Origin of the sequence: Agrococcus phoenicis, from assembly GCF_047302415.1 — a bacterium.
Classification (GTDB): domain Bacteria; phylum Actinomycetota; class Actinomycetes; order Actinomycetales; family Microbacteriaceae; genus Agrococcus.
The window spans coordinates 2,629,914-2,652,765 of sequence record NZ_CP154854.1 but is presented as its reverse complement, the minus strand read 5'-3'; the positions used below and the strand labels follow the sequence as shown (position 1 = coordinate 2,652,765).

General features: G+C 73.5%; 26 protein-coding genes. 10 read left to right on the top strand and 16 right to left on the bottom strand.

Annotated elements, in window-relative coordinates; genetic code table 11:
- Nucleotides 1-88 precede the first annotated feature (88 nt).
- Complete coding sequence (locus AA0Z99_RS12765) at nucleotides 89-823, top strand: Pr6Pr family membrane protein (RefSeq protein ID WP_413317941.1); 735 nt, start codon at nucleotides 89-91, stop codon at nucleotides 821-823.
- A gap of 15 nt (nucleotides 824-838) precedes the next feature.
- Here AA0Z99_RS12765 and AA0Z99_RS12760 read toward each other — a convergent pair whose 3' ends face one another.
- From AA0Z99_RS12760 to AA0Z99_RS12745, 4 genes are all read right to left on the bottom strand, one after another.
- Nucleotides 839-1,486, bottom strand: a complete 648-nt coding sequence (locus AA0Z99_RS12760; protein ID WP_413317939.1) for a dihydrofolate reductase family protein — start codon at nucleotides 1,484-1,486, stop codon at nucleotides 839-841.
- Between the two features lie 159 nt (nucleotides 1,487-1,645).
- Nucleotides 1,646-2,479: a hypothetical protein gene (locus tag AA0Z99_RS12755; RefSeq protein ID WP_413317937.1), complete on the bottom strand. Its 834-nt coding sequence runs from the start codon at nucleotides 2,477-2,479 to the stop codon at nucleotides 1,646-1,648.
- Nucleotides 2,480-2,535: 56 nt separating this feature from the next.
- Nucleotides 2,536-3,891, bottom strand: a complete 1,356-nt coding sequence (locus AA0Z99_RS12750; protein WP_413317935.1) for a sensor histidine kinase — start codon at nucleotides 3,889-3,891, stop codon at nucleotides 2,536-2,538.
- Nucleotides 3,884-4,561, bottom strand: a complete 678-nt coding sequence (locus tag AA0Z99_RS12745; RefSeq protein ID WP_413317933.1) for a response regulator transcription factor — start codon at nucleotides 4,559-4,561, stop codon at nucleotides 3,884-3,886. Before AA0Z99_RS12745 ends, AA0Z99_RS12750 begins: the two co-directional genes overlap by 8 nt.
- A 148-nt stretch (nucleotides 4,562-4,709) precedes the next feature.
- Between AA0Z99_RS12745 and AA0Z99_RS12740 the strand changes: the two genes are divergently transcribed.
- The 3 genes from AA0Z99_RS12740 (at nucleotide 4,710) to AA0Z99_RS12730 (ending at nucleotide 6,869) form a co-directional block, all read left to right on the top strand.
- Entirely contained in the window at nucleotides 4,710-5,507 is a 798-nt protein-coding gene (locus AA0Z99_RS12740; RefSeq protein WP_413317931.1) for an alpha/beta fold hydrolase, read from the top strand.
- Nucleotides 5,508-5,591: 84 nt separating this feature from the next.
- The gene (locus AA0Z99_RS12735; protein WP_413317929.1) at nucleotides 5,592-6,194 is read left to right on the top strand and encodes an ATP-binding protein; all 603 of its coding nucleotides are present in this window, start codon (nucleotides 5,592-5,594) and stop codon (nucleotides 6,192-6,194) included.
- A 186-nt stretch (nucleotides 6,195-6,380) separates the two neighbouring features.
- Complete coding sequence (locus AA0Z99_RS12730; RefSeq protein ID WP_413317927.1) at nucleotides 6,381-6,869, top strand: Hsp20/alpha crystallin family protein; 489 nt, start codon at nucleotides 6,381-6,383, stop codon at nucleotides 6,867-6,869.
- A gap of 64 nt (nucleotides 6,870-6,933) precedes the next feature.
- Here AA0Z99_RS12730 and AA0Z99_RS12725 read toward each other — a convergent pair whose 3' ends face one another.
- From AA0Z99_RS12725 to dnaK, 7 genes are all read right to left on the bottom strand, one after another.
- A complete protein-coding gene (locus AA0Z99_RS12725) occupies nucleotides 6,934-7,527 on the bottom strand; it encodes a hypothetical protein (RefSeq protein ID WP_413317925.1) in 594 nt (197 codons plus the stop codon).
- A complete protein-coding gene (locus AA0Z99_RS12720; protein ID WP_413317923.1) occupies nucleotides 7,524-8,633 on the bottom strand; it encodes a hypothetical protein in 1,110 nt (369 codons plus the stop codon). Before AA0Z99_RS12720 ends, AA0Z99_RS12725 begins: the two co-directional genes overlap by 4 nt.
- 104 nt (nucleotides 8,634-8,737) lie before the next feature.
- Nucleotides 8,738-9,595, bottom strand: coding sequence for a hypothetical protein (locus AA0Z99_RS12715; protein ID WP_413317921.1), 858 nt, complete (start codon nucleotides 9,593-9,595; stop codon nucleotides 8,738-8,740).
- A 95-nt stretch (nucleotides 9,596-9,690) separates the two neighbouring features.
- Entirely contained in the window at nucleotides 9,691-10,125 is a 435-nt protein-coding gene (locus AA0Z99_RS12710; RefSeq protein ID WP_413317919.1) for a heat shock protein transcriptional repressor HspR, read from the bottom strand.
- Nucleotides 10,125-11,084 (bottom strand): DnaJ C-terminal domain-containing protein, encoded by a 960-nt coding sequence (locus AA0Z99_RS12705; protein WP_413317917.1) that lies wholly within the window; start codon nucleotides 11,082-11,084, stop codon nucleotides 10,125-10,127. Before AA0Z99_RS12705 ends, AA0Z99_RS12710 begins: the two co-directional genes overlap by 1 nt.
- 47 nt (nucleotides 11,085-11,131) lie before the next feature.
- A complete protein-coding gene (locus AA0Z99_RS12700; protein WP_413317915.1) occupies nucleotides 11,132-11,842 on the bottom strand; it encodes a nucleotide exchange factor GrpE in 711 nt (236 codons plus the stop codon).
- A gap of 2 nt (nucleotides 11,843-11,844) precedes the next feature.
- Nucleotides 11,845-13,710: a molecular chaperone DnaK gene (gene dnaK / locus AA0Z99_RS12695; protein ID WP_413317913.1), complete on the bottom strand. Its 1,866-nt coding sequence runs from the start codon at nucleotides 13,708-13,710 to the stop codon at nucleotides 11,845-11,847.
- 260 nt (nucleotides 13,711-13,970) lie between these two features.
- On the opposite strand from dnaK, the gene AA0Z99_RS12690 reads away from it, so the two are divergent.
- From AA0Z99_RS12690 to AA0Z99_RS12680, 3 genes are all read left to right on the top strand, one after another.
- Nucleotides 13,971-14,666 (top strand): DUF1345 domain-containing protein, encoded by a 696-nt coding sequence (locus tag AA0Z99_RS12690; protein ID WP_413317911.1) that lies wholly within the window; start codon nucleotides 13,971-13,973, stop codon nucleotides 14,664-14,666.
- A gap of 40 nt (nucleotides 14,667-14,706) precedes the next feature.
- A complete protein-coding gene (locus AA0Z99_RS12685; RefSeq protein WP_413317909.1) occupies nucleotides 14,707-15,249 on the top strand; it encodes an NUDIX domain-containing protein in 543 nt (180 codons plus the stop codon).
- Between the two features lie 73 nt (nucleotides 15,250-15,322).
- Nucleotides 15,323-16,789: an MFS transporter gene (locus tag AA0Z99_RS12680; RefSeq protein ID WP_413317907.1), complete on the top strand. Its 1,467-nt coding sequence runs from the start codon at nucleotides 15,323-15,325 to the stop codon at nucleotides 16,787-16,789.
- 11 nt (nucleotides 16,790-16,800) lie between these two features.
- Here the strand turns inward: AA0Z99_RS12680 and AA0Z99_RS12675 are convergent, their stop codons facing one another.
- The gene (locus AA0Z99_RS12675) at nucleotides 16,801-17,421 is read right to left on the bottom strand and encodes a MarR family winged helix-turn-helix transcriptional regulator (protein WP_413317905.1); all 621 of its coding nucleotides are present in this window, start codon (nucleotides 17,419-17,421) and stop codon (nucleotides 16,801-16,803) included.
- A 120-nt stretch (nucleotides 17,422-17,541) separates the two neighbouring features.
- On the opposite strand from AA0Z99_RS12675, the gene AA0Z99_RS12670 reads away from it, so the two are divergent.
- Complete coding sequence (locus AA0Z99_RS12670; RefSeq protein WP_413317903.1) at nucleotides 17,542-17,949, top strand: hypothetical protein; 408 nt, start codon at nucleotides 17,542-17,544, stop codon at nucleotides 17,947-17,949.
- A 129-nt stretch (nucleotides 17,950-18,078) separates the two neighbouring features.
- The gene (locus tag AA0Z99_RS12665; RefSeq protein ID WP_413317901.1) at nucleotides 18,079-18,606 is read left to right on the top strand and encodes a 2'-5' RNA ligase family protein; all 528 of its coding nucleotides are present in this window, start codon (nucleotides 18,079-18,081) and stop codon (nucleotides 18,604-18,606) included.
- A 10-nt stretch (nucleotides 18,607-18,616) separates the two neighbouring features.
- Here the strand turns inward: AA0Z99_RS12665 and AA0Z99_RS12660 are convergent, their stop codons facing one another.
- Nucleotides 18,617-19,540: a hypothetical protein gene (locus AA0Z99_RS12660; RefSeq protein WP_413317899.1), complete on the bottom strand. Its 924-nt coding sequence runs from the start codon at nucleotides 19,538-19,540 to the stop codon at nucleotides 18,617-18,619.
- A gap of 32 nt (nucleotides 19,541-19,572) precedes the next feature.
- Nucleotides 19,573-20,232 (bottom strand): dCTP deaminase, encoded by a 660-nt coding sequence (dcd, locus tag AA0Z99_RS12655; protein ID WP_413317897.1) that lies wholly within the window; start codon nucleotides 20,230-20,232, stop codon nucleotides 19,573-19,575.
- A gap of 197 nt (nucleotides 20,233-20,429) precedes the next feature.
- Between dcd and AA0Z99_RS12650 the strand changes: the two genes are divergently transcribed.
- Nucleotides 20,430-20,909 (top strand): hypothetical protein, encoded by a 480-nt coding sequence (locus AA0Z99_RS12650; RefSeq protein WP_413317895.1) that lies wholly within the window; start codon nucleotides 20,430-20,432, stop codon nucleotides 20,907-20,909.
- A 49-nt stretch (nucleotides 20,910-20,958) separates the two neighbouring features.
- Here the strand turns inward: AA0Z99_RS12650 and AA0Z99_RS12645 are convergent, their stop codons facing one another.
- Both AA0Z99_RS12645 and AA0Z99_RS12640 read right to left on the bottom strand, forming a co-directional pair.
- Nucleotides 20,959-21,813, bottom strand: a complete 855-nt coding sequence (locus tag AA0Z99_RS12645) for a DUF1206 domain-containing protein (RefSeq protein ID WP_413320869.1) — start codon at nucleotides 21,811-21,813, stop codon at nucleotides 20,959-20,961.
- A gap of 28 nt (nucleotides 21,814-21,841) precedes the next feature.
- A complete protein-coding gene (locus AA0Z99_RS12640; RefSeq protein WP_413317893.1) occupies nucleotides 21,842-22,750 on the bottom strand; it encodes a DUF1206 domain-containing protein in 909 nt (302 codons plus the stop codon).
- Between the last annotated feature and the right edge of the window lie 102 nt (nucleotides 22,751-22,852).

Sequence of the window (22,852 nt, the reverse complement as noted above, 5' to 3'; positions counted from 1 at the left end):
GCGATGGCGGTGAGGCTCGGCCCCCGGCTACGATCGCCGTGACGGGTCGGGCCCCCTCGATCGCCCACCACGAGCACCAGGAGCCCGCATGTCGACCACCCCGACGAAGGCCTCGCCGCTGCGTCGCTTCCTGCTCGTCGGGCGGGCGGTGATGGCGCTCGCCATCCTCGCTGCGGTCGTCGGCCAGCTCATCACGAGCATCGGCGTCTGGACGGCGAGGGGCGACGAGTCCATCCCGCTGGACGTGCTGAACTTCTTCAGCTTCTTCACCATCGAGTCGAACCTGCTCGCCATGGTCGTGCTCGGCGTGCTCGTCGCCGCGCAGCTCGGCCGACCGCGCATCGGCCGGCGCTTCGACGTGCTGCTGCTGTGCGCGACGACGTACATGATCGTCACCGGCGTCGTCTACAACACGCTGCTGCGCGGGATCGAGCTGCCGCAGGGCTCCACGCTCGGCTGGTCGAACGAGATCCTGCACCTCGTCGCGCCGCTGTGGATGCTGATCGACTGGGTGCTGAGCTCGGGCAAGCGGCAGGTGCGCTTCTCCGACCTCTGGATCGTCGCGATCTTCCCGGTCGTCTGGCTCGCGTACACGCTGCTGCGCGGGCCGTTCACGCTCGACCAGTCTCGCGGTCGTGACTGGTGGTACCCCTACCCGTTCCTCGACCCGTCGACGCACACCGACGGCTACGTCGGCGTCGCCGTCATGTGCGCGATCGTCGCAGCCACGGTGCTGCTCGGCGCCGCCGCGATGGTCGCCATCGCCCGCGCGCGCAGGCGCAGCGCCGCGGCGGCCCTCGAATCGCCCGCACCAGCCGCCTGAGCGGCGAGCGCCTCCCTACTCGTCGACCTGCACCTCCTTGCCGTCGATCACGACGAAGGTCGCCGTGCGGAACGGGGCCGGGGTCAGCGTCATCGCCACCGCGCCGCTGCCCGCGACCCGCGCATCCGTCACCTCGAACCCCGACGGCCGCGCCACGTCGTGGAAGAGCCGCTTGCCCGCGCCGACGACGGTCGGGAACACGATGAGCCGCAGCTCGTCGAGCAGCTGCTCGTCCAGCAGCGTCTGCAGCAGCTGCCATGAGCCGTGCACCTGCAGCTCGCCCTCGCCCGAGGCCTTCAGGGCGCGGATGCGCTCGGGCACGTCATCGGCGATGATCGCCCGAGTGCCCGCCCACGTCGCATCGGCCTCCCCCATGGTGGTCGAGACGACATGCTTGGGCGCCGTGTTCAGGCGCTGCGCGACCGGATCGGCGGGGTCGGTCACGAGCGGCCAGTGATCGGCCATCATCCGGTAGGTCGAGCGCCCGAAGAGCAGCGCGTCGGTGCGCTCGAACCAGCCGCTCACCACCGCGCCGACCGTCTCGTCGAAGGCCGGAGCGACCCATCCTCCGTATCGGAAGCCGCCGCTGGTGTCCTCCTCGGCGCCTCCGGGGCCTTGCATGACGCCGTCGAGGGTCATGAACTCGTGCGCGATCAGTCGCATCCTTGCCTCCTCGTCGAGGCCGGCCGCGCGGGGATCCGGCGCCGGCACGACCGAGCATGCTCGCCCTCAGCCGCACGGGCAAGGGTGGGACGACGAACCGCCGCGCTGCCTCTCGGCTGCGCGGCGGTCGGTCGCGGGTGGGATCAGTGGTCCACGGGATCAGCGGTCGACGCTGAGCACCGCGAGATCCTCGGCGAGCTCGACGTCGACCTCCTCGCCGCCCAGCAGGATCTCGACCTCGTAGCGCACCTGGTCGTCGTCTGTCTCGATCGAGCGCACCTCGCCACCGCCGGCCGCGGCGATCGCTGCGGCACTGACGTCGCCGATGCGCGCGGGATCGAGGGGCAGGTCGTTCGAGCGGTCGTCGTCGTCCTCGCGCACGAGCGCCTCGCCAGAGAGGGGCACGAGCACGTCGAGCTCGCTGCCGTCGTCGAGCCGCACGTCGACCTTCCAGCCGCTCTGCTCGACCTCGATGCCGGTCGCCCGACCGCCGTCGGCGGCGAGGATGGCCGCGTCGATCGCGGCGATCAGGTCTGCCTCGTCGCCGGTCGGGGCGCCGGCGGGCGCGGCGCTCGCGGCAGCGCTGTCGTCGCCGGGCTCGGAGGAGGCCGAGGGATCCGGTGCGGTCGCGGCGCCGGGGGCCGAGGAGCCGGGCTCCGTCGCGTCGGGAGCCGCTGCGGTGGCCTGCGGCTCGCGCTCGTCGCCGTCCTCGACCGCCTCGGCGATCGCCAGGCCGACGCCGGCGACCGCGAGCACGGTGAGCGCGGCGGCCGAGCCGATCAGCACCGGCTTCAGGATGCCGCGGCTGCGCTTGGCGGCGGGCGCCTCGGCGGGCGTGCCGTCGATGACGGCCGTGGACTCGGCGGATGCGTCGGTCGTCGAAGCGGGATCGCGCGGCATCGGGTCGTCGGAGGGGTCGTCGGTGCGGTGGTTCGTCGGGGCGTCGCCGGCGTCGCCGGGCTGCTGCGGTTCGCGGGGGGTCTGCTCGTTCATGGCTCCACTCTCGCTCGCGGGGGCTGACGCGACTCTGAACGATGCTGAACGGCGCTTCAGGCGCGGTCGGCGTCGACCGGCAGCTCGAGCACGAATCGCGCGCCGCCTGCGGGCGAGGTCGTGATCCAGGCGTCGCCGCCGTGCGCTCGGGCGACCTCGCGCACGATCGCGAGCCCGAGCCCCGAGCCGCCGTCGTCGCGCGCCCGCGACTCGTCGAGGCGCACGAAGCGCTCGAACACGCGCTCGCGCTCGCCCTCCGGCACGCCGGCGCCGTCGTCGTCGACCCACACCATGCTGCGCCCCGCGCGCACGACCGAGCCGATCGAGACGCGATCCCGCGCGTGCCGCCGCGCGTTGTCGACGAGGTTGCGCAGCGCGCGGCCGAGGAGCCGCGCATCCCCCACCACCGGGGCGCTGCGGAGCGCAGCGCCGTCGATGCGACGCCCGAGCGCGCGCACTCGCTCGACCTCGGTCAGCGCGAGGTCGTCGAGGTCGACCGGGCGGCGCTGGCCTGCCTCGTGCTCGTCGAGCCGGGCGAGGAGCAGCAGCCCCTCGACGATCCCGTGCATGCGCTCGCCCTCGGCGAGCACCACGTCGGCGAGCTCGCCGGGCGCGGTCGCGCCAGGGTGCGCTCGCGAGAGCTCGGCGAACTGCCGCATCGAGGCGAGCGGCGAGCGCAGCTCGTGCGAGGCGTCGGCGACGAAGCGGCGGCGCGCTCGCGCGCCCGCCTCGACCCTCCCGAGCATCCGGTTCATGGTCGCCGCCAGTCGGTCGATCTCGTCGCCGCGGCCGCTGTCGGGCAGTCTGCGGTCGAGCGCGGTCGCGTCGATCGCGTCGGCCTCCCCCCGCATCCGGTCGACGGGGTCGAGCGCGCGCCCGACCACGATCCACACCACCGTGCCCACCAGCACGATCGCGAGCGGCACCGCCACCAGCAGCAGCCAGGTGGCGAGCCGCACGGCGTCATCGATGGCCGACGTCGAGCGGGCGACCACGATGGTGCCCTCGTCGACGCGCTCCGCGACCACCACGAAGCGCCCGTCGTCGAGGCGCGCCTCGATCGGGTCGAGCCCTGGCGGCACCGGCAGCTGGGCCGCGGCGTCGGCGTTGACGACCACGCCCGTCGCCGTGCGCAGCGCCACCAGCACGTCGTCGTCGCGCTGCACGAGCGCGGCGGTCTGGATGGTGCCGGCGTCGACGCCCTCCGCGAGCGCCGCGAGCTCGTCGGTGAGCTGCTCGCCGACCGAGGCGGTCAGCAGTCGATCGAGCGACCAGACGACCCCGACAGCGCCGAGGCCGAGCGCCGCGGCGACGACCGCGAGCGCCGCGACCAGGATCCGGAGCCGGATGGAAGCGCCCCGCCGCGCACCGCGCTCGTCGGCGGGGTGCCGCCGAGCGGCGGGCTCAGCCACCGTCGGCCGCCAGCCGGTAGCCGGCGCCCCGCACGGTCTGCAGCGCGTCGCGCCCGAACGGCCGGTCGACCTTGCGCCGGATCCTGCCGACGTAGACCTCGACGATGTTGGGATCGCCCTCGAACTCGTCGCTCCACACGTCGTCCAGCAGCTCGCGCTTCGTCACCACCTCGCCGCGCCGGCGCAGCAGCAGCTCGAGCACCGCGAGCTCGCGCGCGGTGAGCTCGACCTCCCGCTCGCCGCGGTGCACGGTGCGCGCCGCCGGGTCGAGCCGCAGATCGCCCGCCTCCAGCACCGTCGGTCGCTCGCGGGCGCCGCGACGGGCGAGCGCCCGGATGCGCGCGACGAGCACCGGGAACGAGAACGGCTTCGTCAGCCAGTCGTCGCCGCCCGTGTCGAGCCCCTCGACCTCATCCCACTCGCCGTCCTTCGCGGTGAGGAAGAGCACCGGGGTCCAGTCGCCCTCCGCGCGCATGGTCTGGCAGACGCGGTAGCCGCTCATGCCGGGCATCATGACGTCGAGCAGCACGATGTCGTAGCGGAACTCGCGCGCCCGCCAGAGCCCGTCGACGCCGTCGTGGGCGACGTCCACCGTCATGCCCTCCGCCTGCAGCCCGCGCCGCACGCCCTCGGCGAGGCGCACCTCGTCATCGACCAGCAGCACGCGCATGGCTCGATCATGGCGGCTGGCGACTGACGCGGCGCTGAACGGCGAGCGCGCCCGGCAGTGCTGCGGACCGCTCGCGGGGGCTGCGCCCCGCCCCTCGCTCCAGGCCCGCGCTCCCGGCCCGCGGCTCCGCCGCCGCTAGCGTGGTCGCATGACGAGCGGCACCCTGCACACCACGCACCTGGGCGAGCAGGGCTCGCCCGTCGTCTTCTGCCACGGCCTCTTCGGGCAGGGTAAGAACTGGACGGCGATCGGCAAGGCGCTCGCCGACCGCCACCGCGTGACCCTCGTCGACATGCCGAACCACGGGCAGTCGCCGTGGACGGAGCGGCTCGACTACGAGCAGATGGCGGATGCGGTGGCCGGGGTCATCGACGAGCCAGCGACGCTCGTGGGCCACTCGATGGGCGGCAAGGCGGCGATGCTGGCTGCGCTGCGCCACCCCGAGAAGGTCGCGCGGCTCGTCGTCGTGGACGTCTCGCCGGTCGAGTACCGCTCGGCCGACGAGTTCCGCGGCTTCATCGACGCGATGCTCGCGATCGACCTGGCGACGATCGCGTCGCGCGGTGAGGCGAGCGCGGCGCTCGAGCCTGCGGTGCCGGATCCGGGCATCCGCGGGTTCCTGCTGCAGAGCCTGCGCCGCACCACGAGCGCCGAGCAGGGCGAGGGCGGCCCCGCCTGGCGCTGGATGCCGAACCTCGAGGTGCTGCGCCGAGACCTGGCGGTGCTGCGCGGATTCCCGGAGGCGGAAGCCGTGTACGAGGGGCCGGTGCTCTGGATCGGCGGGGCCGAATCGGGCTACGTGCGCGACGAGTTCCGCGAGGCGATGGAGGCGCGGTTCCCGAACGTGCGCCGCGTGACGGTGCGCGGCGCGGGCCACTGGGTGCACTCGGAGCAGCCGGCGATCGTGACCGAGCTGCTCGAGCGCTTCCTCGACGGAGGCGCGTAGGCGTCGACCGCTCGGCGCGAGGGCGCGCAGGAGGCCGCCGCCGGCGGCGTCGACCACCGCGCGGCATCGGGCAGGATTGAGGGCATGCCTGCGACCGACCAGCCCCTCGCGCGCGTCGTGCTCATCGGCGGCGCGTCGGGCTCCGGCAAGTCGCGCATCGCCGCGCTCAGCGGCCTGCCGATCCTGCGGCTCGACGACTACTACCGCGAGGGCGACGATCCTGCGCTCCCCCGCCTCGAATCGGGTGAGGCCGACTGGGATCACCCGGGCTCCTGGCATCGCGACCGGGCGCTCGCCGCGCTCGAGGAGCTCGCGCGCACCGGCCGCACGACCGCGCCGGTCTACGACCTCTCGCGCAGCCAGACCGTCGGCGCGCACGAGGTGACGCTCGACGGCGCGAAGCGCTTCGTCGCCGAGGGGATCTTCGTGGCCGAGGTGGTGGCCGAGGCCAAGCGTCGAGGCATCCTCGCCGACGCGCTGTGCGTGCAGCGCTCGCGCTGGGTGACCATGGGGCTGCGCTTCGCGCGCGACCTGCGCGAGCACCGCAAGAGCCCTGCGTTCCTCGTGAAGCGGGGCGTGATCCTGGCGCGGCGCGAGCCGGCGATCGTGGCGAGGCTGACGGCCGCGGGATGCCGGCCGGTGCGGGTGCGCGCGGCCGCGCGCATGCTCGCGGCGCTGCGCGACTGAGCCCGCACCGCAGGCGCTCACCGCTTCGGAGGCTCCCGATTCTCAGCCATCGCGAAGCACGCTATTGGCACTCTCCGAGCGAGAGTGCCAATCATGGGAGCACCTCGGGATGCACGGCATCCCCGAGCGCCACGGACACCGAGCCGACGCACGGGGCGGCGGCTCACGCACGAGGAGGTGGTTGTCATGGCACTGACCTTCGATCCCTTCCGGGAGATGGACCGCATGGCGGCGCGGCTGCTGACGAGCAGCGGCACGCAGCGCGCGGCCAGCTGGATGCCGATGGACCTGTACCGCGCAGGTGACGCCTACGTCGTGAACGTCGACCTGCCCGGCGTCGACCCCGGCTCGATCGACCTCGATGTCGAGGCCAACACGCTCACGATCCAGGCCGAGCGCACGATCGGGGCTGCGGATGGGTCGCAGTGGCTCGCGCAGGAGCGACCGGCGGGCCGCTACGTGCGGCAGCTCGGGCTCGGCACCGACGTCGACCTGGAGCACATCCAGGCGAGCTACGAGCACGGGGTGCTGATGCTCACGATCCCCATCGCCGAGCGCGCCAAGCCCCGCAGGATCACCGTCGAGCAGCGCGACGGCCGCGCCCAGCTCGATGCCGGCTCACCCGACGGTGGCAGCGCCGGCGCGACGGCCTCGCCGGCAGGGGCCGCCGCGTAGCCGATCGGCAGCGCCCCGCCCGGCCGCAGCGCACGCTGCGGATCGCGGCGGGGCGCCCGTGCGCTCACGCCGGGGCGTGCGCCCTGCGCGCTTCGCGCCGGGCGAGCGCCACCCAGGTGCGCGGGCCTGCGAGCCAGCCGATGAGCGATGAGACGGCGATCGACAGCAGGATCCACAGCGATGCGACGATCCAGAAGCCGACCACGCCGGTCAGCAGCGTCAGCAGCCCGAGCGCCCAGCTCGACAGCGTCGAGAGCACGGCCTGCAGGCCGGTGCCGAGCGCAGCGCCCCGGAACGTCACCGCCGCCGCGCCGACCACGTCGGCAGCGCGCATCCGCCGGGTGCTGAGCCAGCAGCCGAGCGCGATCGCTGCGATCGCCACGAGCACCAGCGCGAGCACGAGGGGCACGAGCCATCCCGGGTCGAGCTGCTCGATCCAGTCGACGACGCGCAGCCCCCACTCGACGTCGTCGAAGAGATCGATGATCGCCCAGCGCAGGAGCGCTACCACCAGCGCGGCGACCAGCAGCCCCCAGAACAGGCCGGCGCCCGCTGCGACGAAGCCGAGCCCGAGGCCGCCGGCCGCGCGCGCAGCCGCGCGCTGCTCGGCGCTCAGCACGTCGGGCGGCGCTATCCGCCGCGCGCGCCTGGGGGTCACCGCTGCGCCGCTTCTGCCCGCCCGATCGCGAGCTCTGCCTCGTCGCGGGCGCGGGCCGCCGCCTCCTCCTGCTCGGCGAGCGCGCGCGGGTCGACCCGCGGGCGCGATTGCGACAGGAAGAGCCATCCGAAGAGCATGCCGACGAGCCCGGTCAGCACGACCGCGATGCCGAGCTCCCAGAACAGCGCCGTCCACATCGTCCCGACCGTGAAGGAGGCGCTCGAGCTCGCCAGCATCGCGAAGACCGCACCGATCAGCGCGATCGGCCAGAGCAGCATGCCGATGACGCCTGTCGCAGCCGTGGTGCACAGCCAGGCGAGCCACGTCGAGCGGTGGGGCTTGGCGAGGCCCGCCGAGGCCGACCAGAGCGCGTGCAGGAGCCAGCCGCCGGCGAGCAGGCCGCCACCGGCGAGGAGGCCGATGAGCGCGGTCGCCCAGATGCGATCGGGCATCGTCCAGCGCGCGACGATCGCCGTGAAGGAGTCGGCCTCGAAGTCGCCGCCGTCGCCTCCGGTGTGCAGCAGCAGCGCGAAGCCCGCGATGAGCGCGCCGGCGGTGAGCAGGTGCGTCGCGAGCGCCATGAGCGTCTGCCCGAGCCAGGAACTGAGCAGCGCGGCGCGGCGCTGGCGCGGCGACCACGGCACCCGTGGCGGGAGCATCATCACCACCTGGTGCGGCGGCAGCATGGGGGAGGCGCCGTACGGGCTGGGCGCATACGGGCTGGGCGCATACGGGCCCGCCGCCTGGGGCATCGGCGGGCGCTGGCCGGGCTGCGGCGCGGCCTGCACGATCTGCGCGCCGCCGAACGGCATGCCCGCCACCGGGTTCTGCACCTGCCAGCCGGCCGGCACGAACCGCTGCGGCACCGCCTCCGCGACCGCGGGCACGAAGCCCGGCGGCATGAGCTGCCCCGACATGCCGATGCCGGGGTTCGCGACAGCCTGGCCGTGCACGCCGAGGCGCTCGCGGCGCGCCCGCGCGCGCTCCTGCGCACGTGTCTCGACCGCCGTCGCGGGCACGAGGGCGTCGTGCCGCGCGGCGGCGCGGTCGGCCTTGCGCTTGGCTCGACCCGAGGCGGCCGCGCGCGCCGCCGCATCTGCCGGCACGGGGCTGTCGGCGCCGGGAGGCGGCGGCGCACCGGCCCCAGTGCCGACCGGAGCGTCGGGCTCCGGTGCGCTGGGAACGGGTCGAGGGTCGGGCACGATCGCGGTCAGCCCTCCGAGCCCGCCGGCGCTCCGGTCGTGCTCGACGGCACGCCCGTCACGACCGTGGCGCGGAACGCCGAGGCCATCCACCGCCAGACGAGCGAGCCCACGACCGCTGCGATCACCACCAGCACGGCCAGCACGAGCGTCGCGACCACCGCGATCCATTCCGCACCGCCCGCGCCGTCCCCGAGCGGCTGCGCGAGCCCGACGGCTGCGCCGACCCCCGCCTGCAGCACGCCGGCGAGCACGAGCCCCATGGGCACGGCGGTGAGCGTGACCAGCACCGGGCGGAAGACCCCGTGCATCCGCAGCACCAGCCACGACAGCAGCACCGCGACGACGAGCAGCGACCCGCCGACGACGAGCAGCCACGCCGCGCCGGTGTCGACCGCGGCGGCCGCCTCGGTCACCCCCGCGCCGCCGAACACGACCGCCCGCTCCTCGCTGAGGAGCAGCCCCGCGAGCGCCGAGTACGCGATGGCGCCGACCCTGAGGACGAACCACGCGGTCACCGGCAGGGCCAGCGCGACCAGGCCGAGCGTCACGAGCGGCAGCGCGAGCGCACCGGCGAGCGCGGCGCCGCGCCTGCCGCGGCGCGCCACCCTCGGTCGCTGCACCTGCACGCGCTCGATCGTCACGTCGGGGTGGCGGATCCGCTCGGTCGCGTCCTGCACGTCGGCGGGCGAGATCGTGACCGCGGCGGGCGCCGCTGCTGCGGCCGGCGCTGGCGCGGTCGCCTCGGGCGCGACGGGCGCCGCGGCGCTCGCACGGCGCGGCCGAGCCTCGCCGTCGTCGAGCGGCAGCGGGATCGGCGCCGACGCGTCGCGCGGCACCGGCTTGGGCCTCGGGGTCTCGTCCACGGCCACATCATGGCACTGCCCGCTCGGCGAGCGCAGGGCGGGAGCGGCCGAGCGACGGGATCAGCGCAGCGACGACCCGGCGCTGCCTGCCCGGATCAGAGGTGGCGCTGCGGTCGCCAGAGCACGATCTGCCCCGGCTTCGCGGGGCGGGCGCCGGCACGCAGCGTGGTGATGCCCGCGTGCCCCGCCGCGAACACGCGGCGGCCCGACTGCTGCATCACCGCATCCGCCAGCGCGCTCTCGAGCTCGCGCACGCGGGCGCGCAGCTCGCGATTCTCGTCGCTCATCTCGAGGATGCGACGGATGCCCTCGAGCGACACGCCCTCGCCCGAGAGCAGCTGCACCTGCTTGAGCCGGCCGACGTCGCGCATCGAGTAGCGGCGGGTGTTGCCCGCGGTGCGAGCGGGTTCGACCAGCCCGAGCCGGTCGTACTGCCGCAGCGTCTGGGCGTGCAGGCCGGCCAGCTCGGCGGCCGCCGCGATCGAGAAGATCGGCGACGACTCGTCGAGGCCCTCCGGCACGCCCAGCATCAGCTCGACTTCGCCTTCGCCAGCAGCGCTTCGCGCGGCGACTCGTTCGGACCCGCCTGCACGAAGGCCTCGAGGTGCGAGACCTGCTCCTTCGTGAGGTGACCGGGCACCGCGACCTGGATGGTCGCGAGCAGGTCGCCCGTGCCCTTCTTGCCGGCGACGCCGCGACCCTTGACGCGCAGCACACGACCGGACGGCGTGCCGGGAGCGACCTTCAGCCGCACCGGCGAGCCGCCGAGGGTCGGCACCTCGATCGTCGCCCCGAGCGTCGCCTCTGCGAACGTCACGGGCACGTCGACGCGCAGGTTGAGCCCGTCCATCGTGAAGACCGGGTGCGGGCGCACCTGCACCGTCAGGATCAGGTCGCCGGGCTCACCGCCGGAGGGCGAGGGGTCGCCCTTGCCCGCCAGCTTGATCCGCTGGCCGTCGTGCACGCCCGCAGGCACCTTGACGGTCATGGCCTTGCCGCCGACCGTGAGCTTCAGGGTGTCGCCCTGCACGGCCGAGGTGAAGTCGAGCGCCGCCCGTGCGGTGACGTCGCGCCCCTTCGCGGGCCGACGGCCGCCGAAGCCGCCGCCGAACCCCGGCGCCTGACCGCCGAACATGCCGCCCAGCAGATCCTCGAAGTCGCCCTGCGAGTACTGCACGCGCGGTCCGCCGCCGAAGCCGCCGAAGACGTCCTCGAAGCCGCCGGATCCGCCGGGGGCGAAGCGCGGCCGGCCTCCGGCCATCGCGCGCACCGCGTCGTACTCCTGGCGCTGCTTCGGGTCGGCGAGCACCGAGTGGGCCTCGGAGATCTCCTTGAACCGCGCCTCGGCTGCGGCATCGCCCGGGTTCGAATCCGGGTGGTACTGCCTGGCGAGCTTGCGGTACTGCTTCTTCAGGTCGGCTGCCGAGACATCCTTGGAGACGCCGAGCACGGTGTAGAAGTCCTTGTCGAACCAATCATTGCTGGCCATCCGGCGTCACCTCCTCCTGCCCTCGAGCGGGCGCATGCCTCGCGGCCTCATTCTGCCGGGACGAAGACCGCGACCTTCGCGGGGCGCAGCGTGCGCTCGCCCACGCGGTAGCCCGACTGGATCACGTCGGCGACCACCATCTCGGTCACCTCGGGGTTCGGCAGCTGCGCGACAGCCTCGTGCTTCTCGATGTCGAAGGCCTCGCCGACCTCGCCGAGCCTGACGACGCCGAGCGCCTCGAACGAGCCGCGCAGCTTCGCCGCCACGATCGCGAGCGGACCCTCGGCCAGGTCGCCGTGCTTGTCGGCCAGGTCGAGGTCGTCGAGCGCCGGCAGCAACGAGGTGATGACGGATGCGGTGGTCGCCTCGCGGTCTCCCGCCCGCTCCCGCTCGGTGCGGTTGCGGAAGTTGACGTACTCGGCGCGCAGACGCTGCAGCTCGTCGAGCTGCGCAGCGGACCTCGCCTCGAGCGCTGCGCGCTCGGCGTCGATCGCAGCGGCTTCGCCCTCGAGCAGCGCGCGATCCTCTGCGCTCAGCTCGTCGTCGGCCGGTGCAGCCTCGGTCGCGGCATCCTGCGCGTCCTCCTGCGCATCGTCCTCGTGCGCGTCGTCCGCCGCCGGGGCGGCCCCGGAGGCGGCCGACGCCGGCTCGCGGGGCTCACCCGTGACGGGATCGATGCGTCGCTTGTCCGTGACGCGGGGCTCTTCCAGCCCCTCGTCGCGCTCGCGAGGCTCCTCGAACTCCTTGGGATCCGTCACGATTACTTCTTCTCGCTCTCGTCCTCGTCGTCCACGACCTCGGCGTCGACGACGTCGTCGTCAGCGCTCGCGTCGGCCTGCTGCTCGGCGTCTGCCTCCTCGGCGGGCTGCTGGGCCTGGGCCTGCTGGTAGATCGCCTCGCCGAGCTTCGACTGCGACTGCTGCAGCTTCTCGACCGAGGTCTTCACGGCCTCGTCGTCGTCGCCTGCGAGCGCTGCCTTGACCGCGTCCACGTCGCCCTGCACCTCGGACTTCACGTCCTGGGGCAGCTGCTCCCCGTTCTCGGTCAGGATCTTCTCCACCGAGTAGACGAGCGTCTCGCCGGTGTTGCGCATCTCGATGGCCTCGCGGCGCGCGTGGTCGGCGGCCGCGTTCTCCTCGGCCTCCTTCACCATGCGGTCGATGTCCTCCTTCGAGAGGCTCGAGCCGCCGGTGATCGTCATCGACTGCTCCTTGCCGGTGCCCTTGTCCTTGGCGGACACGTGCACGATGCCGTTCGCGTCGATGTCGAAGGTGACCTCGACCTGCGGGATGCCGCGCGGCGCCGGTGCGATGCCGGTGAGCTCGAACGTGCCGAGCGGCTTGTTGTCGCGCGTGAAGTCGCGCTCGCCCTGGAAGACCTGGATGGCGACCGAGGGCTGGTTGTCCTCAGCCGTCGTGAAGGTCTCGGAGCGCTTGGTCGGGATGGCGGTGTTGCGCTCGATGAGCTTCGTCATCATGCCGCCCTTGGTCTCGATGCCGAGCGACAGCGGGGTGACGTCGATGAGCAGCACGTCCTTGCGCTCGCCCTTCAGCACGCCGGCCTGGAGCGCGGCGCCGACGGCGACGACCTCGTCCGGGTTGACCGACTTGTTGGGCTCCTTGCCGCCGGTGAGCTGCTTGACGAGCTCGGTGACGGCGGGCATGCGGGTCGAGCCGCCGACCAGCACGACGTGCGCGATCTCGCTCACGGTGATGCCGGCCTCGCGGATGACGTCCTCGAAGGGCTTGCGGGTGCGCTCGAGCAGATCCTTCGTCATGTTCTCGAACTGCGCGCGCGTCAGCGTCTCCTCGAGGTTCGCCGGCCCGTTCTCGGTGAGCGAGAAGTAGGGCAGCTGGATGCTCGTGCTCGACGAGGCGGAGAGCTCCTTCTTGGCCTGCTCCGCGGCCTCCTTCAGGCGGCGCATCGCGATCTTGTCGTTGGAGACGTCGACGCCCGACTGCTCCTTGAAGCGCGTCTTGAGCCACTCGACGACCCGGTCGTCCCAGTCGTCGCCGCCGAGGCGGTTGTCGCCCGCGGTCGAGCGCACCTGGATGGTCGAGAAGTCGTCGTCCTTGCCCACCTCGAGCAGCGAGACGTCGAACGTGCCGCCACCGAGGTCGAAGACGAGGATCAGCTCGTCCTCCTTGCCCTTGTCGAGGCCGTAGGCGAGCGCCGCGGCGGTGGGCTCGTTGATGATGCGCAGCACGTTGAGGCCGGAGATCTCGCCGGCCTCCTTCGTGGCCTGGCGCTCGGCGTCGTTGAAGTACGCGGGAACCGTGATGACGGCATCCGTCACCGGCTCGCCGAGGTAGGTCTCGGCGTCGCGCTTGAGCTTGCCGAGGATGCGCGCCGAGATCTCCTGCGGCGTCAGCTGCTTGCCGTCGATCTCCTGCTTCCAGTCGGTGCCCATGTGGCGCTTCACCGACGAGATGGTGCGGTCGACGTTCGTGACGGCCTGGCGCTTGGCCGGCTCGCCGACGAGGGTCTCGCCGTCCTTGACGAATGCGACGACCGAGGGCGTCGTGCGGAAGCCCTCTGCGTTCGCGATGACGGTGGGCTCACCGCCGTCGAGGAACGCGACGACGGAGTTGGTGGTGCCGAGGTCGATGCCGACTGCTCGTGCCATAGTCTCTTGCCTCCTGTTCGCAGCAGTGCTGCGCTCTGCCTGATTCCGGCGGAGGAGACCACCGTCAGCCCCCGGGCCGCCCGATGGGCACCCGCCTGGCGGTGGACTCGTCCCCCGGAACCTCGGCTGCGACCGGCGTCCCGGTGGACGCACAACCTGAGTCGCGATGACTCAACTTTCCCATCTTGAGTCGAGCGCTGTCAAGTTTCATGCCTGTGGATCCGCCGAGAGCCGCGCCGCGCGCCGGTAGCGTGAGCGCCATGGAGAAGCTCAGGGCAGTGCTGCAGCGCGAGTACGTCAGGCACCTGGCGGCGACGCTCATCGCCGCGGCCCTCGCGTACGTCATCACCGCGGCCGCGCACGCGCTCTTCGGCGAGCCGCTCGCGGCGGAGCCCTTCACGCTGCCCGCGTCGGCGTTCGCGCTCGTGTTCGGCGTCTACGGCCCGTCGTTCCTGCTGCTCTCCCACCTCGCCTTCGGCTCCTTGCGCGGGGAGCGCCTGCGGGCCCGCGTGCGCCGGTCCGAGGAGCGCAGCGCGCTCGTGCGACACCTGCTGCTGGGCGGGCCCGCCTCATGGTCGCTGACGATCGTCATCGTCGGCGTCGCCTCCGTCCTGCTGCTCGCTGCGGGGAGCGCCGCCGTCGACCTCTGGCTCATCGTGCGCTGCGTGCTGGGGGTGGCCGGCACGTGGGTGCTGCTGGTCGCCGTCTTCGCGGTCGATCACATGCGCGGCTGGGCAGACCACGACGGCCTGCGCTTCCCCGGTGACGACGAGCGCTCGTTCAGCGACTTCGTCTACGTGTCGACGCAGCTCTCGACCACCTTCTCGTCCTCCGACGTGCAGCTCACCAATCGCCCGGCTCGCAGCCTCGCGACCGTGCAGTCGGTCGTCGGCTTCGCGTACAGCACCGTGATCATCGCGGTGTTCGCGTCGCTGCTCATCTCGCTCGCGGCCTAGGCCCGCGGGGGGTCGCTGCCGCCCTCCGTAGGCTGGCGCCATGACCTGGAGCACGCGCGCGACGCGCATCGCCTACGAGAACCCCTGGATCCGCGTGCGCGAGGACGACGTCACCCGCCCGGACGGCGCCGACGGGCTCTACGGGGTCGTCGAGCTGCGCGACGCCGTCTTCGTCGTCGCGCTCGACGAGCAGGAGGCCGTCGTGCTCGTCACCGTCGATCGCTACACGACCGGCGGCGACTCTCTCGAGGTGCCCGCCGGCGGCAGCGACGACCAGGAGCCGCTCGTCGCCGCGCAGCGAGAGCTGCTCGAGGAGACCGGGCTCGAGGCGAGCGAGTGGATGCCACTCGGCTCCGTCGACGCGCTCAACGGGGTCGCCCGCGCACGCGAGCACGTCTTCCTCGCTCGCGGCCTCGCGCAGGCGGCCGATGCGGCGGCGAGCCAGGGCGAGGAGGGCATCTCCGCCGTCACGCGCGTGCCCTTCGGCGAGGCCCTCGCGATGTGCGGCGACGGGCGCATCCGCGACGGGGAGACGATCGCAGCGCTCGCGCTCGCCGCGATCCGCCTGGGCCGGCTCTCCTGACGCGCTCGGACACGCCCGGGCGGGAACCCTCGCACGACACCTCGCGTTCGCCTTCCGGTCCTACGCTCGAGCCATGAGCGCGCACGAGCCGCACGAGGCATCCGCCACCGCATCGCCGACGACGGCGGATCGATCGCCCGACGACGCCGTGCAGCCGGCCCAGATCGGCGTCGCGCCCGTGACGCGCCGCGAGCTCGGCAGGCGCGCCCGGGCATGGGCGATGTGGGATTGGGGCTCCGCCTCGTTCAACGCCGTGGTGACGACCTTCGTCTTCAGCACCTACCTCGCCTCCGACCTCTTCGTCGACCCGGCGATCGTCGACGCGGCGGGCGACGCCGGCTCGCCGGAGCTCACGCGGGCGCTCGCCGAGAACGCCGCCGTCGTCGCCTGGGCCATCGCGATCGCCGGCGTGCTGGTCGCGCTCATCGCGCCGATCGTCGGCCAGCGGTCGGATGGCGGCGGGCGCCGCAAGCTGTGGGTGCTGGTGAACACCACGATCACGATCCTCGCGATGGCCGGCATGTTCTTCGTCACGCCCGTGCCCGAGCAGGTCTGGCTCGGTGCCGCGCTCCTGGCCGCCGGCAACCTCTTCTTCGAGTTCGCCAGCGTCAACTACAACGCGATGCTCCACCAGGTCTCCACCAAGGAGTCGCTGGGGCGCACATCGGGCTTCGGCTGGGGCATGGGCTACGTCGGGGGCATCGTGCTGCTGGCCCTGCTGCTCGTGCTGTTCATCCTGCCCCTGGGCGGCGACGGACACGGCGTGCTGGACGTGCCCTTCGGCCGCGACGGCGCCGGGCTCGACACCAGGCTCGCGGTGCTCGCGAGCGCCGCCTGGTTCCTCGTGTTCGCGCTGCCGCTCATGCTCCGCATCCCCGAGCTGCCGCCGACCGGCATCACCCCCGCGCGGGTCAGCGTCGTCGAGTCGTACCGCATCCTGTTCCGCACGATCGGCCGGATCGGTCGGCGCGCGCCCAAGACGCTGCTGTTCCTCGTCGCCTCCGCGATCTTCCGCGACGGGCTCTCCGGCGTGTTCACCTTCGGCGCCATCATCGCCGCCCAGGTGTTCGACTTCGCGTTCCTCGAGGTCATGCTCTTCGCGATCGCCGCGAACGTCACGGCCGGCATCGGCACCTTCGTCGGCGGCTGGGCCGACGACCGCTTCGGCCCGAAGGTCGTCATCATCGCGTCGCTGCTCGTGCTCGTGGCCTCGGGCACCGCGGTCATGTTCGTCGAGGGCAAGGACATGTTCTGGGTTTGCGGCCTGGCGCTGGCGACCTTCGTCGGTCCGGTGCAGTCGGCGTCCCGTTCCTTCATGGCGCGCATCACCCCTGAGGGCCGCGAGGGCGAGATGTTCGGGCTCTACGCCACCACGGGCCGCTCGGTGTCGTTCCTGACGGCGACCCTGTTCGGCGCGTTCGTCGGGCTCACGGGCGACACCCGCTTCGGCATCCTCGGCATCGTGATCGTGCTGCTGGCAGGGCTCCTGCTCGTGCTCCCCATCACCCCGAAGCCGACGACGATCGACGACCGGGACTGAGCAGCCGGACGTCAGCCTGGCCAAGCGAGCGCGAGCTTCGCGAGCAGCCGGGACAGCTCGGCCCGCTCGGCGCTCGTGAGCGACGCCGCTGCCGCAGCGACCTCTGCCGCGCGCGCCTCGGCGTGCGCCTCGAAGCGGGCTCGGCCGGCCGTGGTCGCCTCGATGACGGTGCGCCGACCGTCTGCCGGGTCGGGGATGCGCCGCACGAGCCCCGCGTCGGCCAGCGCCTGCACGAGGCGGGATGCCCGGGGCTGATCCACGCCGATCGCGTGCCCCAGGTCGGTGATGGAGCTCGGCTGCTCGGCGTGCACGACCGCGTGCAGCATGCGACGGGCGCCCATCGCTCCCCGCGGACCGCGCGGGCCGCCGGGCGCTGCGTGGCCGCGACGGCCGCCGTGCCCGCCCGGCCCGGGCCCTGCAGATCCGTGCCCTGCAGGTCCGCCGCCCGCAGCTCCCGGGTCAGTGTCCTCGTGCTGGCCGACCCCGTCTGCGGCTCCGCGCGGCCCCGGTTCGCCCGCCGGGGCGGCTCCTGAGCGCTGGCCGCGCCCGGGAGCCCTGCGCATGCCGATGCGGTCGAGCGCTGCGGCGATCTCCGCGATCGACGGATCCGGGGCTTGACGTTCCGCGCTCATGCATGTCATCCTACATGTACATGCTTCTTGACATGGATATGTCCAGTGACATGGATCGCCCGGTGCACCGCGCCGGCGCCGGCGGCGAACCGCCGCCCCAGCAGAGAGAGGACGATCGCCATGCGACACCCCCACCACTTCCACGACCGCACCCGACGCCCCGGGGCCGAGGGCTACCTCCACCCCCAGCACAGCCGTGGCCACGAGCACACCCGTGACCGCGAGCACGGCGGCCGCGAGCACGAGCACCGCGCTCACGAGCACCGCCAGCACGAGCAGCGCCAGCAGGAGCACCGCCAGCGCGGTCGCTGCGACCACCCCCGCAGCGGCGGCCGCCGGCGCCCGACCCTGGAGCGCAGCATCCTGCGGTCTGCCCGACGCATCCGTCGTGCGGGCCTGACGCCGGAGCAGCTGCACCAGCGCATCGCTGCGACCGTCAGCCATGCTGACTACGTCACCACGATGCGCACGCTGCGCCGCATCGGCATGGAGCTGCGCCCCGGCGTCGAGCCGCGCACCGAGCGCTGATCCTCGCGATCACGACCGGCACCGACACCATCGAGCGCGCCCCTGCAGCAGCGGGGGCGCGCTCTCGTGCGCACCCGGTCGCACGCGCCCTTCGAGCCCGTCCCCACCCGCATCCGGCAGGCTGGGCAGATGGAACCGCGCCGATCGAGCCTCGAGCTGCTGCTCGACGAGCATGCCGAGGCGCAGGTGCGCGGGCGCTGGCAGGCGCTCGCCGATGCCGGTCTCTCGAGCCTCGCCCGCCACGACGCGCTCAGCAATCGACCGCACGTCACCCTGCTCGCGCTCCCCGGCCTCCCCGTCGATGCGGCGCCGCGCGACGCGCCGCTGCCCTTGCCGCTCGTGCTCGGCCCGCCGCTGCTGCTCGGCGAGGGCGATCGGCGCGTGCTCGCGCTCGCCGTCGCGCCGAGCGAGGCGCTGCTCGCCCTGCAGGCGCAGGTGCTGCGCGCGGCCCCCGGCGACGGCCCCGCGCACGACCCGCACTTCGCCCCCGGCCGCTGGCAGCCGCACGTGACGCTCGCGCGTCGCCTGCGGCTCGTGGACGCAGCGCAGGCGCTCGCGCTCACGGGCTCGCCGATCGAGGCGCACGCGGTCGCGCTCCGGCACTGGGATCCGGAGACGGCGACCGTGACGACGATCGCGAGCGCCCAGACCCGCTAGCGCGGCGCCGCTACACCAGCGGGTCGTCGGGGCGGGTGCGCTCGGCCTCGATCGTCGGATGCCCGAGGATGCGGCCGATCAGGTGGCCGCTGCCGCCGACGAGCGTGATGTCGAGGTCGAGGTCGGTGGCGATGCACCACGCGGGCGCGCCGTGCGGCTCGACCGGCCAGACGGCGTTCGGCGTGCGGCCGGAGTGCGGCCACTCCGCGCGCCAGCCGAGGCCCGCGCGCTCCACCCAGGACGGGTCGGCGAAGCTCGACAGTCGGCCACGCAGCAGCACGTGGCCGCGTCCCTGTCCCTCCTCGGGCAGGCCGAGCACGTGCTGCGCGCGCATCGCCCGTGTCACCTCGGGATCGATCGCGGCGGCGAAGGCCGCGTCGTGCTCCGCCTGCGCCGCGCGCAGCGCGCGCTTGCGCTCGGCGCGGGAGGGCTTGCCGCCCTCCGGCCAGGCCAGGAACACCTGCGAGCCGCCCACGTCGAGCTCGCGCCCCTCCCACACGGCGGCGAGCACCTCGGCATCGCCGTGCTCGTCGAGCAGCAGCTCGGTGAGCGCGGCGAGCAGCGACGGCGCGATGTCGCCGCCGTCGGGCGCCTCGATGCTGCTGCCATCGGGCAGCACGTGCCCTGTGACGAAATGCCCCTCGCGCACCTCGCCGAAGCGGTCGAGCCACGCCGTCCACGGCTGGCGCTCCCCGACGCGATCACCGATCAGCTCGGCCGCCTCCGCCCACGTGATCTCCCGCGAGGCGTGCTCGGGGTTGCCCCACGCATCCGTCGTGCCCGTCGGCGTCATGAGGGTGGCGGGGTGCAGGATGCGCGCGTATGCGTCGAAGATCGGCGGCACGCTCGTGGCGACCGAGAAGGTGTCGCTGAGCGACGCCTGCAGCCAGCGGGCGACCTCGACGTCGTGCTCGACGCGCAGGGGTCCGGCCATCAGCGGTCCTCCATCAGCGAGTCAGTCCCGGCTCACGGCTCGGACTGCTCGACCTCGCTCGGCACGGCCGGCGCATCGGCCGCCGTGGGGGCGACCGACCGTGCGCCGGCGGCCGACTCGATGCGCGTGCGGTGGAAGCTCTGGAACGACCGCGACGCGGTCGGCCCGCGCTGGCCCTGGTAGCGGTTGAGGTTGCCGCCCTGCCCGTAGGGCACCTCGGCGGGCGAGGAGAGCTGGAAATAGCAGACCTGCCCGATCTTCATGCCGGGCCAGAGCTTGATCGGCAGGGTCGAGACGTTCGAGAGCTCGAGGGTCACGTGCCCCGAGAACCCGGGGTCGATGAAGCCGGCCGTCGAGTGCGTGAGCAGGCCGAGGCGACCGAGCGACGACTTGCCCTCGAGCCGCGCGGCGACGTCGTCCGGCAGCGAGATGCGCTCGTAGGTCGCGCCGAGCACGAACTCGCCGGGGTGCAGGATGAACGCCTCGTCCGGCCCCACCTCGACGAGGCGGGTGAGCTCGGGCTGATCCTCGGCGGGGTCGATGAAGGGGTACTTGTGGTTGTCGAACAGCCGGAACCCGTGGTCGAGCCGCACGTCGACGCTCGACGGCTGGAGCATCGAGCGGTCGAGCGGGTCGAGGCCGAGGGAGCCCGAGTCGAGCCGGGCACGGATGTCGCGATCGCTGAGCAGCACGGTTGCGAGCGTATCGCCCGGCGCCGAGGTGACGCAGGCGGATGCGGGGCGATCGGGCAGCGGCGGCGGCGGCGTGCGCACCGCGCGCGAGCGGCAGCGGAGAGCACCCTCGCACAGCATCCGCGGGTCGGTGCACAGGGTCAGCGCACAGGCGAGGAGAGGACGATGAGCGCACGGATCTCATCGGGAGGTGGCGCATGGACGGCAAGCGAGAGCGCCGGCTCGAGGATTGGGTCGAGCTGGCAGCGGCTGCGGTCGAGCGCGCCCGCAGATCGCACGGCAAGGACGAGGTGGCGCGGCGCGTCGACGCGTCGGTGACGGACGAGGACTACGAGACCGTGGTCCGCGTGCTGCGGACGATGGGACGCGATCTGCAGGTCGCCGGCCCTGACCTCACGACGCTCGACGCTCGACTGCGAGGCAGCGCGCACGTGGAGCAGCATCCGCACGTGCCGCCGACGCCGGAGGACGCGGCCGAGTCGCAGCAGGCGCAGTCGCAGCAGGCGCAGTCGCAGCAGGCCGGCCCGATGCCGGACGACGGCCGGAACCCCGAGGCGACCCTCGCAGACCTGCCGCCCGCCGATCGCGCAGGGCTCTCGCCTGCAGAGCTCGCCCGCGCGCTCGCGCGGATGCGCAACCCCGTGCTGCCGCACCCGCGTCGCGGCCGAGGCCGCTAGTCGGGCCTGCCGGTCGGGCCGGCCTGGCCGGTCGTGCCATTCGGTGCGCTCAGCGCGCCCACACCCCGCGCGCGACGCAGTAGGCGCCGTAGACGATCAGCCCCACCGCGATCACCAGCAGCGCGATCACCCCGCCCGGCACGGTCGTGAGCGACTGCAGCGCACCGTCGAGGCCGCCGGCCTCCTCGGGGTCGAGCCGCACTGCCGCGATCACGAAGAGCACGCCGGCGATGCCGATCGCCACACCCTTCGCCACGAAGCCTGGAGCGCCGAGCGCCTCGACGAGCCGGTGGTACCTCGCCGGCGGGTCGACATCCTCGAAGAACCTCCTGCGCACGCCGCGGAGCACGAACGCGACGCCCACACCCACCACGACGAGGCCGACGAGCCCGACGAGCCACTGCCCGACGGGATGCTCCAGCAGCGCCGACGACACCGACTCCGTCGTCTGCTCGCCGTCGACGTCACCGCCCGTCGCGAAGATGAGCGCGGTGCCGCCGACCACGCCGTGACCGATGCCGCGCCCCGCCGCGCGGAGCGCGTTGCGGCGGCTCGAGCGCGACTGCGCCACCGCGACGACGAACGCGTGCAGCGCGAGGGCGACGAGGGCGATGCCCACGCCCCAGAGCGCGATGCCGCCGACGAGCGTGCTGTCGATGGCGCGCATCGCGCCCGACTGGTCGGCAGAGCCGCCCGCGCCGAGGGCGACGCCGATCGCGATGCCGCCGATCACCATGTGCACGAGGCCGTTGGCCGACTGCCCCACGCCCTCGACCCACGAGGTGGCGCTGTGCTCCTCGGCCTCCACCGCCGCATCCTGCGCCTCGTGCGCGGCCGCCGCTGCCGCATCCCCCGCCGTGCGCGCGCCCTCGGCTCGCGCATCCGGCTGCTCACCCGACGCCATCTGCCTCACCGCCGATGGGAGCTGCGCCTCAGCGCATGCGTGGCCACGCCGCGCGCGCGAAGCAGTAGACGCCGTAGAGCATGAGCCCGAGCGCGATGGCGATGAGCGCGACGACACCGCCGGGCACCGTCGTCAGCGACTGCAGCGCGCCGTCGAGGCCGCCCGCCTGCTCCTCGTCGTGCAGCACCGCCGCGATCACGAACAGCACCCCGACGATGATCACCGCGGCGCCCTTCGCGACGTAGCCGCCGGTGCCGAGCCCTTTCACCGCCGTGCTCCAACGCTGCGGCGGCGCGACATCCTCGCGGAACTTGCGCTGCACGCCCTTGACGACGAAGTACGCGCCGACCGCGGCGATGCCGAGGCCGATCGCGCCGACGAGGATGCGACCGAAGGGCTGCGCCATCAGGTCGCCCGAGAACGACTGGGCGCTCTGCTCGCCGTCGGAGCTGCCGCCGAGGGCAGCCGTGATCGCTGTCGCGCTGACCGCCGCGTAGGCGACCGCGCGGCCGGCCGACTTGAGCGCATCCTTCGTGTCGTGCCGCGAGTCGGAGATCGCGCCAACGATCGAGTAGAGCGCGAGCGCGGCCAGCGCGATGCCCACCGCCCAGAGCGCGAAGGCTCCGAACGGGCTCTCCTGCAGCGCCTGCATGGCGCCCGACTGGTCGGCAGATCCGCCGCCGCCGAACGCGACGCCGAGCGCGATGCCGCCGATGATGAGGTGCACGACGCCGTTCGCCACCTGGCCGGCGCTCAGCGCCCACCGGGCGGCGGGGTGCTGCTCGGCGCCGGCTGCGGCGCTCTGGGCCTTGCCTGCGGCGCTCTGGGCCTTGCCTGCGGCGCCTCGGGCCGATGCGCCCGCGCGCCCCGCCGCGTCCGACGCCTTCGATGCAGCGCTCGAGGCACGGCCGCGGGCAGAGTCGTCTGAGCTCGTCATGCCGGTCACCGTACGCGGCATCGCCCGAAGGATGCTGAGGGGGGTGGCGCTGAGGGAGGTCGCGCTGAGGCGGGTCGGCTACCGTGGCGGCGACGCGAAGGA

Bases quoted from the DNA above. Each gene is read 5' to 3' on its own strand.
- AA0Z99_RS12690 (WP_413317911.1), top strand. From the start codon at position 13,971: ATGGAGAAGCTCAGGGCAGTGCTGCAGCGCGAGTACGTCAGGCACCTG.
- AA0Z99_RS12730 (WP_413317927.1), top strand. From the start codon at position 6,381: ATGGCACTGACCTTCGATCCCTTCCGGGAGATGGACCGCATGGCGGCG.
- AA0Z99_RS12685 (WP_413317909.1), top strand. From the start codon at position 14,707: ATGACCTGGAGCACGCGCGCGACGCGCATCGCCTACGAGAACCCCTGG.
- AA0Z99_RS12640 (WP_413317893.1), bottom strand. From the start codon at position 22,750: ATGACGAGCTCAGACGACTCTGCCCGCGGCCGTGCCTCGAGCGCTGCA.
- AA0Z99_RS12755 (WP_413317937.1), bottom strand. From the start codon at position 2,479: ATGAACGAGCAGACCCCCCGCGAACCGCAGCAGCCCGGCGACGCCGGC.
- AA0Z99_RS12675 (WP_413317905.1), bottom strand. From the start codon at position 17,421: ATGAGCGCGGAACGTCAAGCCCCGGATCCGTCGATCGCGGAGATCGCC.
- AA0Z99_RS12670 (WP_413317903.1), top strand. From the start codon at position 17,542: ATGCGACACCCCCACCACTTCCACGACCGCACCCGACGCCCCGGGGCC.
- AA0Z99_RS12710 (WP_413317919.1), bottom strand. From the start codon at position 10,125: ATGCTGGGCGTGCCGGAGGGCCTCGACGAGTCGTCGCCGATCTTCTCG.
- AA0Z99_RS12740 (WP_413317931.1), top strand. From the start codon at position 4,710: ATGACGAGCGGCACCCTGCACACCACGCACCTGGGCGAGCAGGGCTCG.
- AA0Z99_RS12765 (WP_413317941.1), top strand. From the start codon at position 89: ATGTCGACCACCCCGACGAAGGCCTCGCCGCTGCGTCGCTTCCTGCTC.
- AA0Z99_RS12660 (WP_413317899.1), bottom strand. From the start codon at position 19,540: ATGGCCGGACCCCTGCGCGTCGAGCACGACGTCGAGGTCGCCCGCTGG.
- dnaK (WP_413317913.1), bottom strand. From the start codon at position 13,710: ATGGCACGAGCAGTCGGCATCGACCTCGGCACCACCAACTCCGTCGTC.
- AA0Z99_RS12745 (WP_413317933.1), bottom strand. From the start codon at position 4,561: ATGCGCGTGCTGCTGGTCGATGACGAGGTGCGCCTCGCCGAGGGCGTG.
- AA0Z99_RS12680 (WP_413317907.1), top strand. From the start codon at position 15,323: ATGAGCGCGCACGAGCCGCACGAGGCATCCGCCACCGCATCGCCGACG.
- AA0Z99_RS12735 (WP_413317929.1), top strand. From the start codon at position 5,592: ATGCCTGCGACCGACCAGCCCCTCGCGCGCGTCGTGCTCATCGGCGGC.
- AA0Z99_RS12705 (WP_413317917.1), bottom strand. From the start codon at position 11,084: ATGGCCAGCAATGATTGGTTCGACAAGGACTTCTACACCGTGCTCGGC.
- AA0Z99_RS12665 (WP_413317901.1), top strand. From the start codon at position 18,079: ATGGAACCGCGCCGATCGAGCCTCGAGCTGCTGCTCGACGAGCATGCC.
- AA0Z99_RS12760 (WP_413317939.1), bottom strand. From the start codon at position 1,486: ATGCGACTGATCGCGCACGAGTTCATGACCCTCGACGGCGTCATGCAA.
- AA0Z99_RS12650 (WP_413317895.1), top strand. From the start codon at position 20,430: ATGGACGGCAAGCGAGAGCGCCGGCTCGAGGATTGGGTCGAGCTGGCA.
- AA0Z99_RS12645 (WP_413320869.1), bottom strand. From the start codon at position 21,813: ATGGCGTCGGGTGAGCAGCCGGATGCGCGAGCCGAGGGCGCGCGCACG.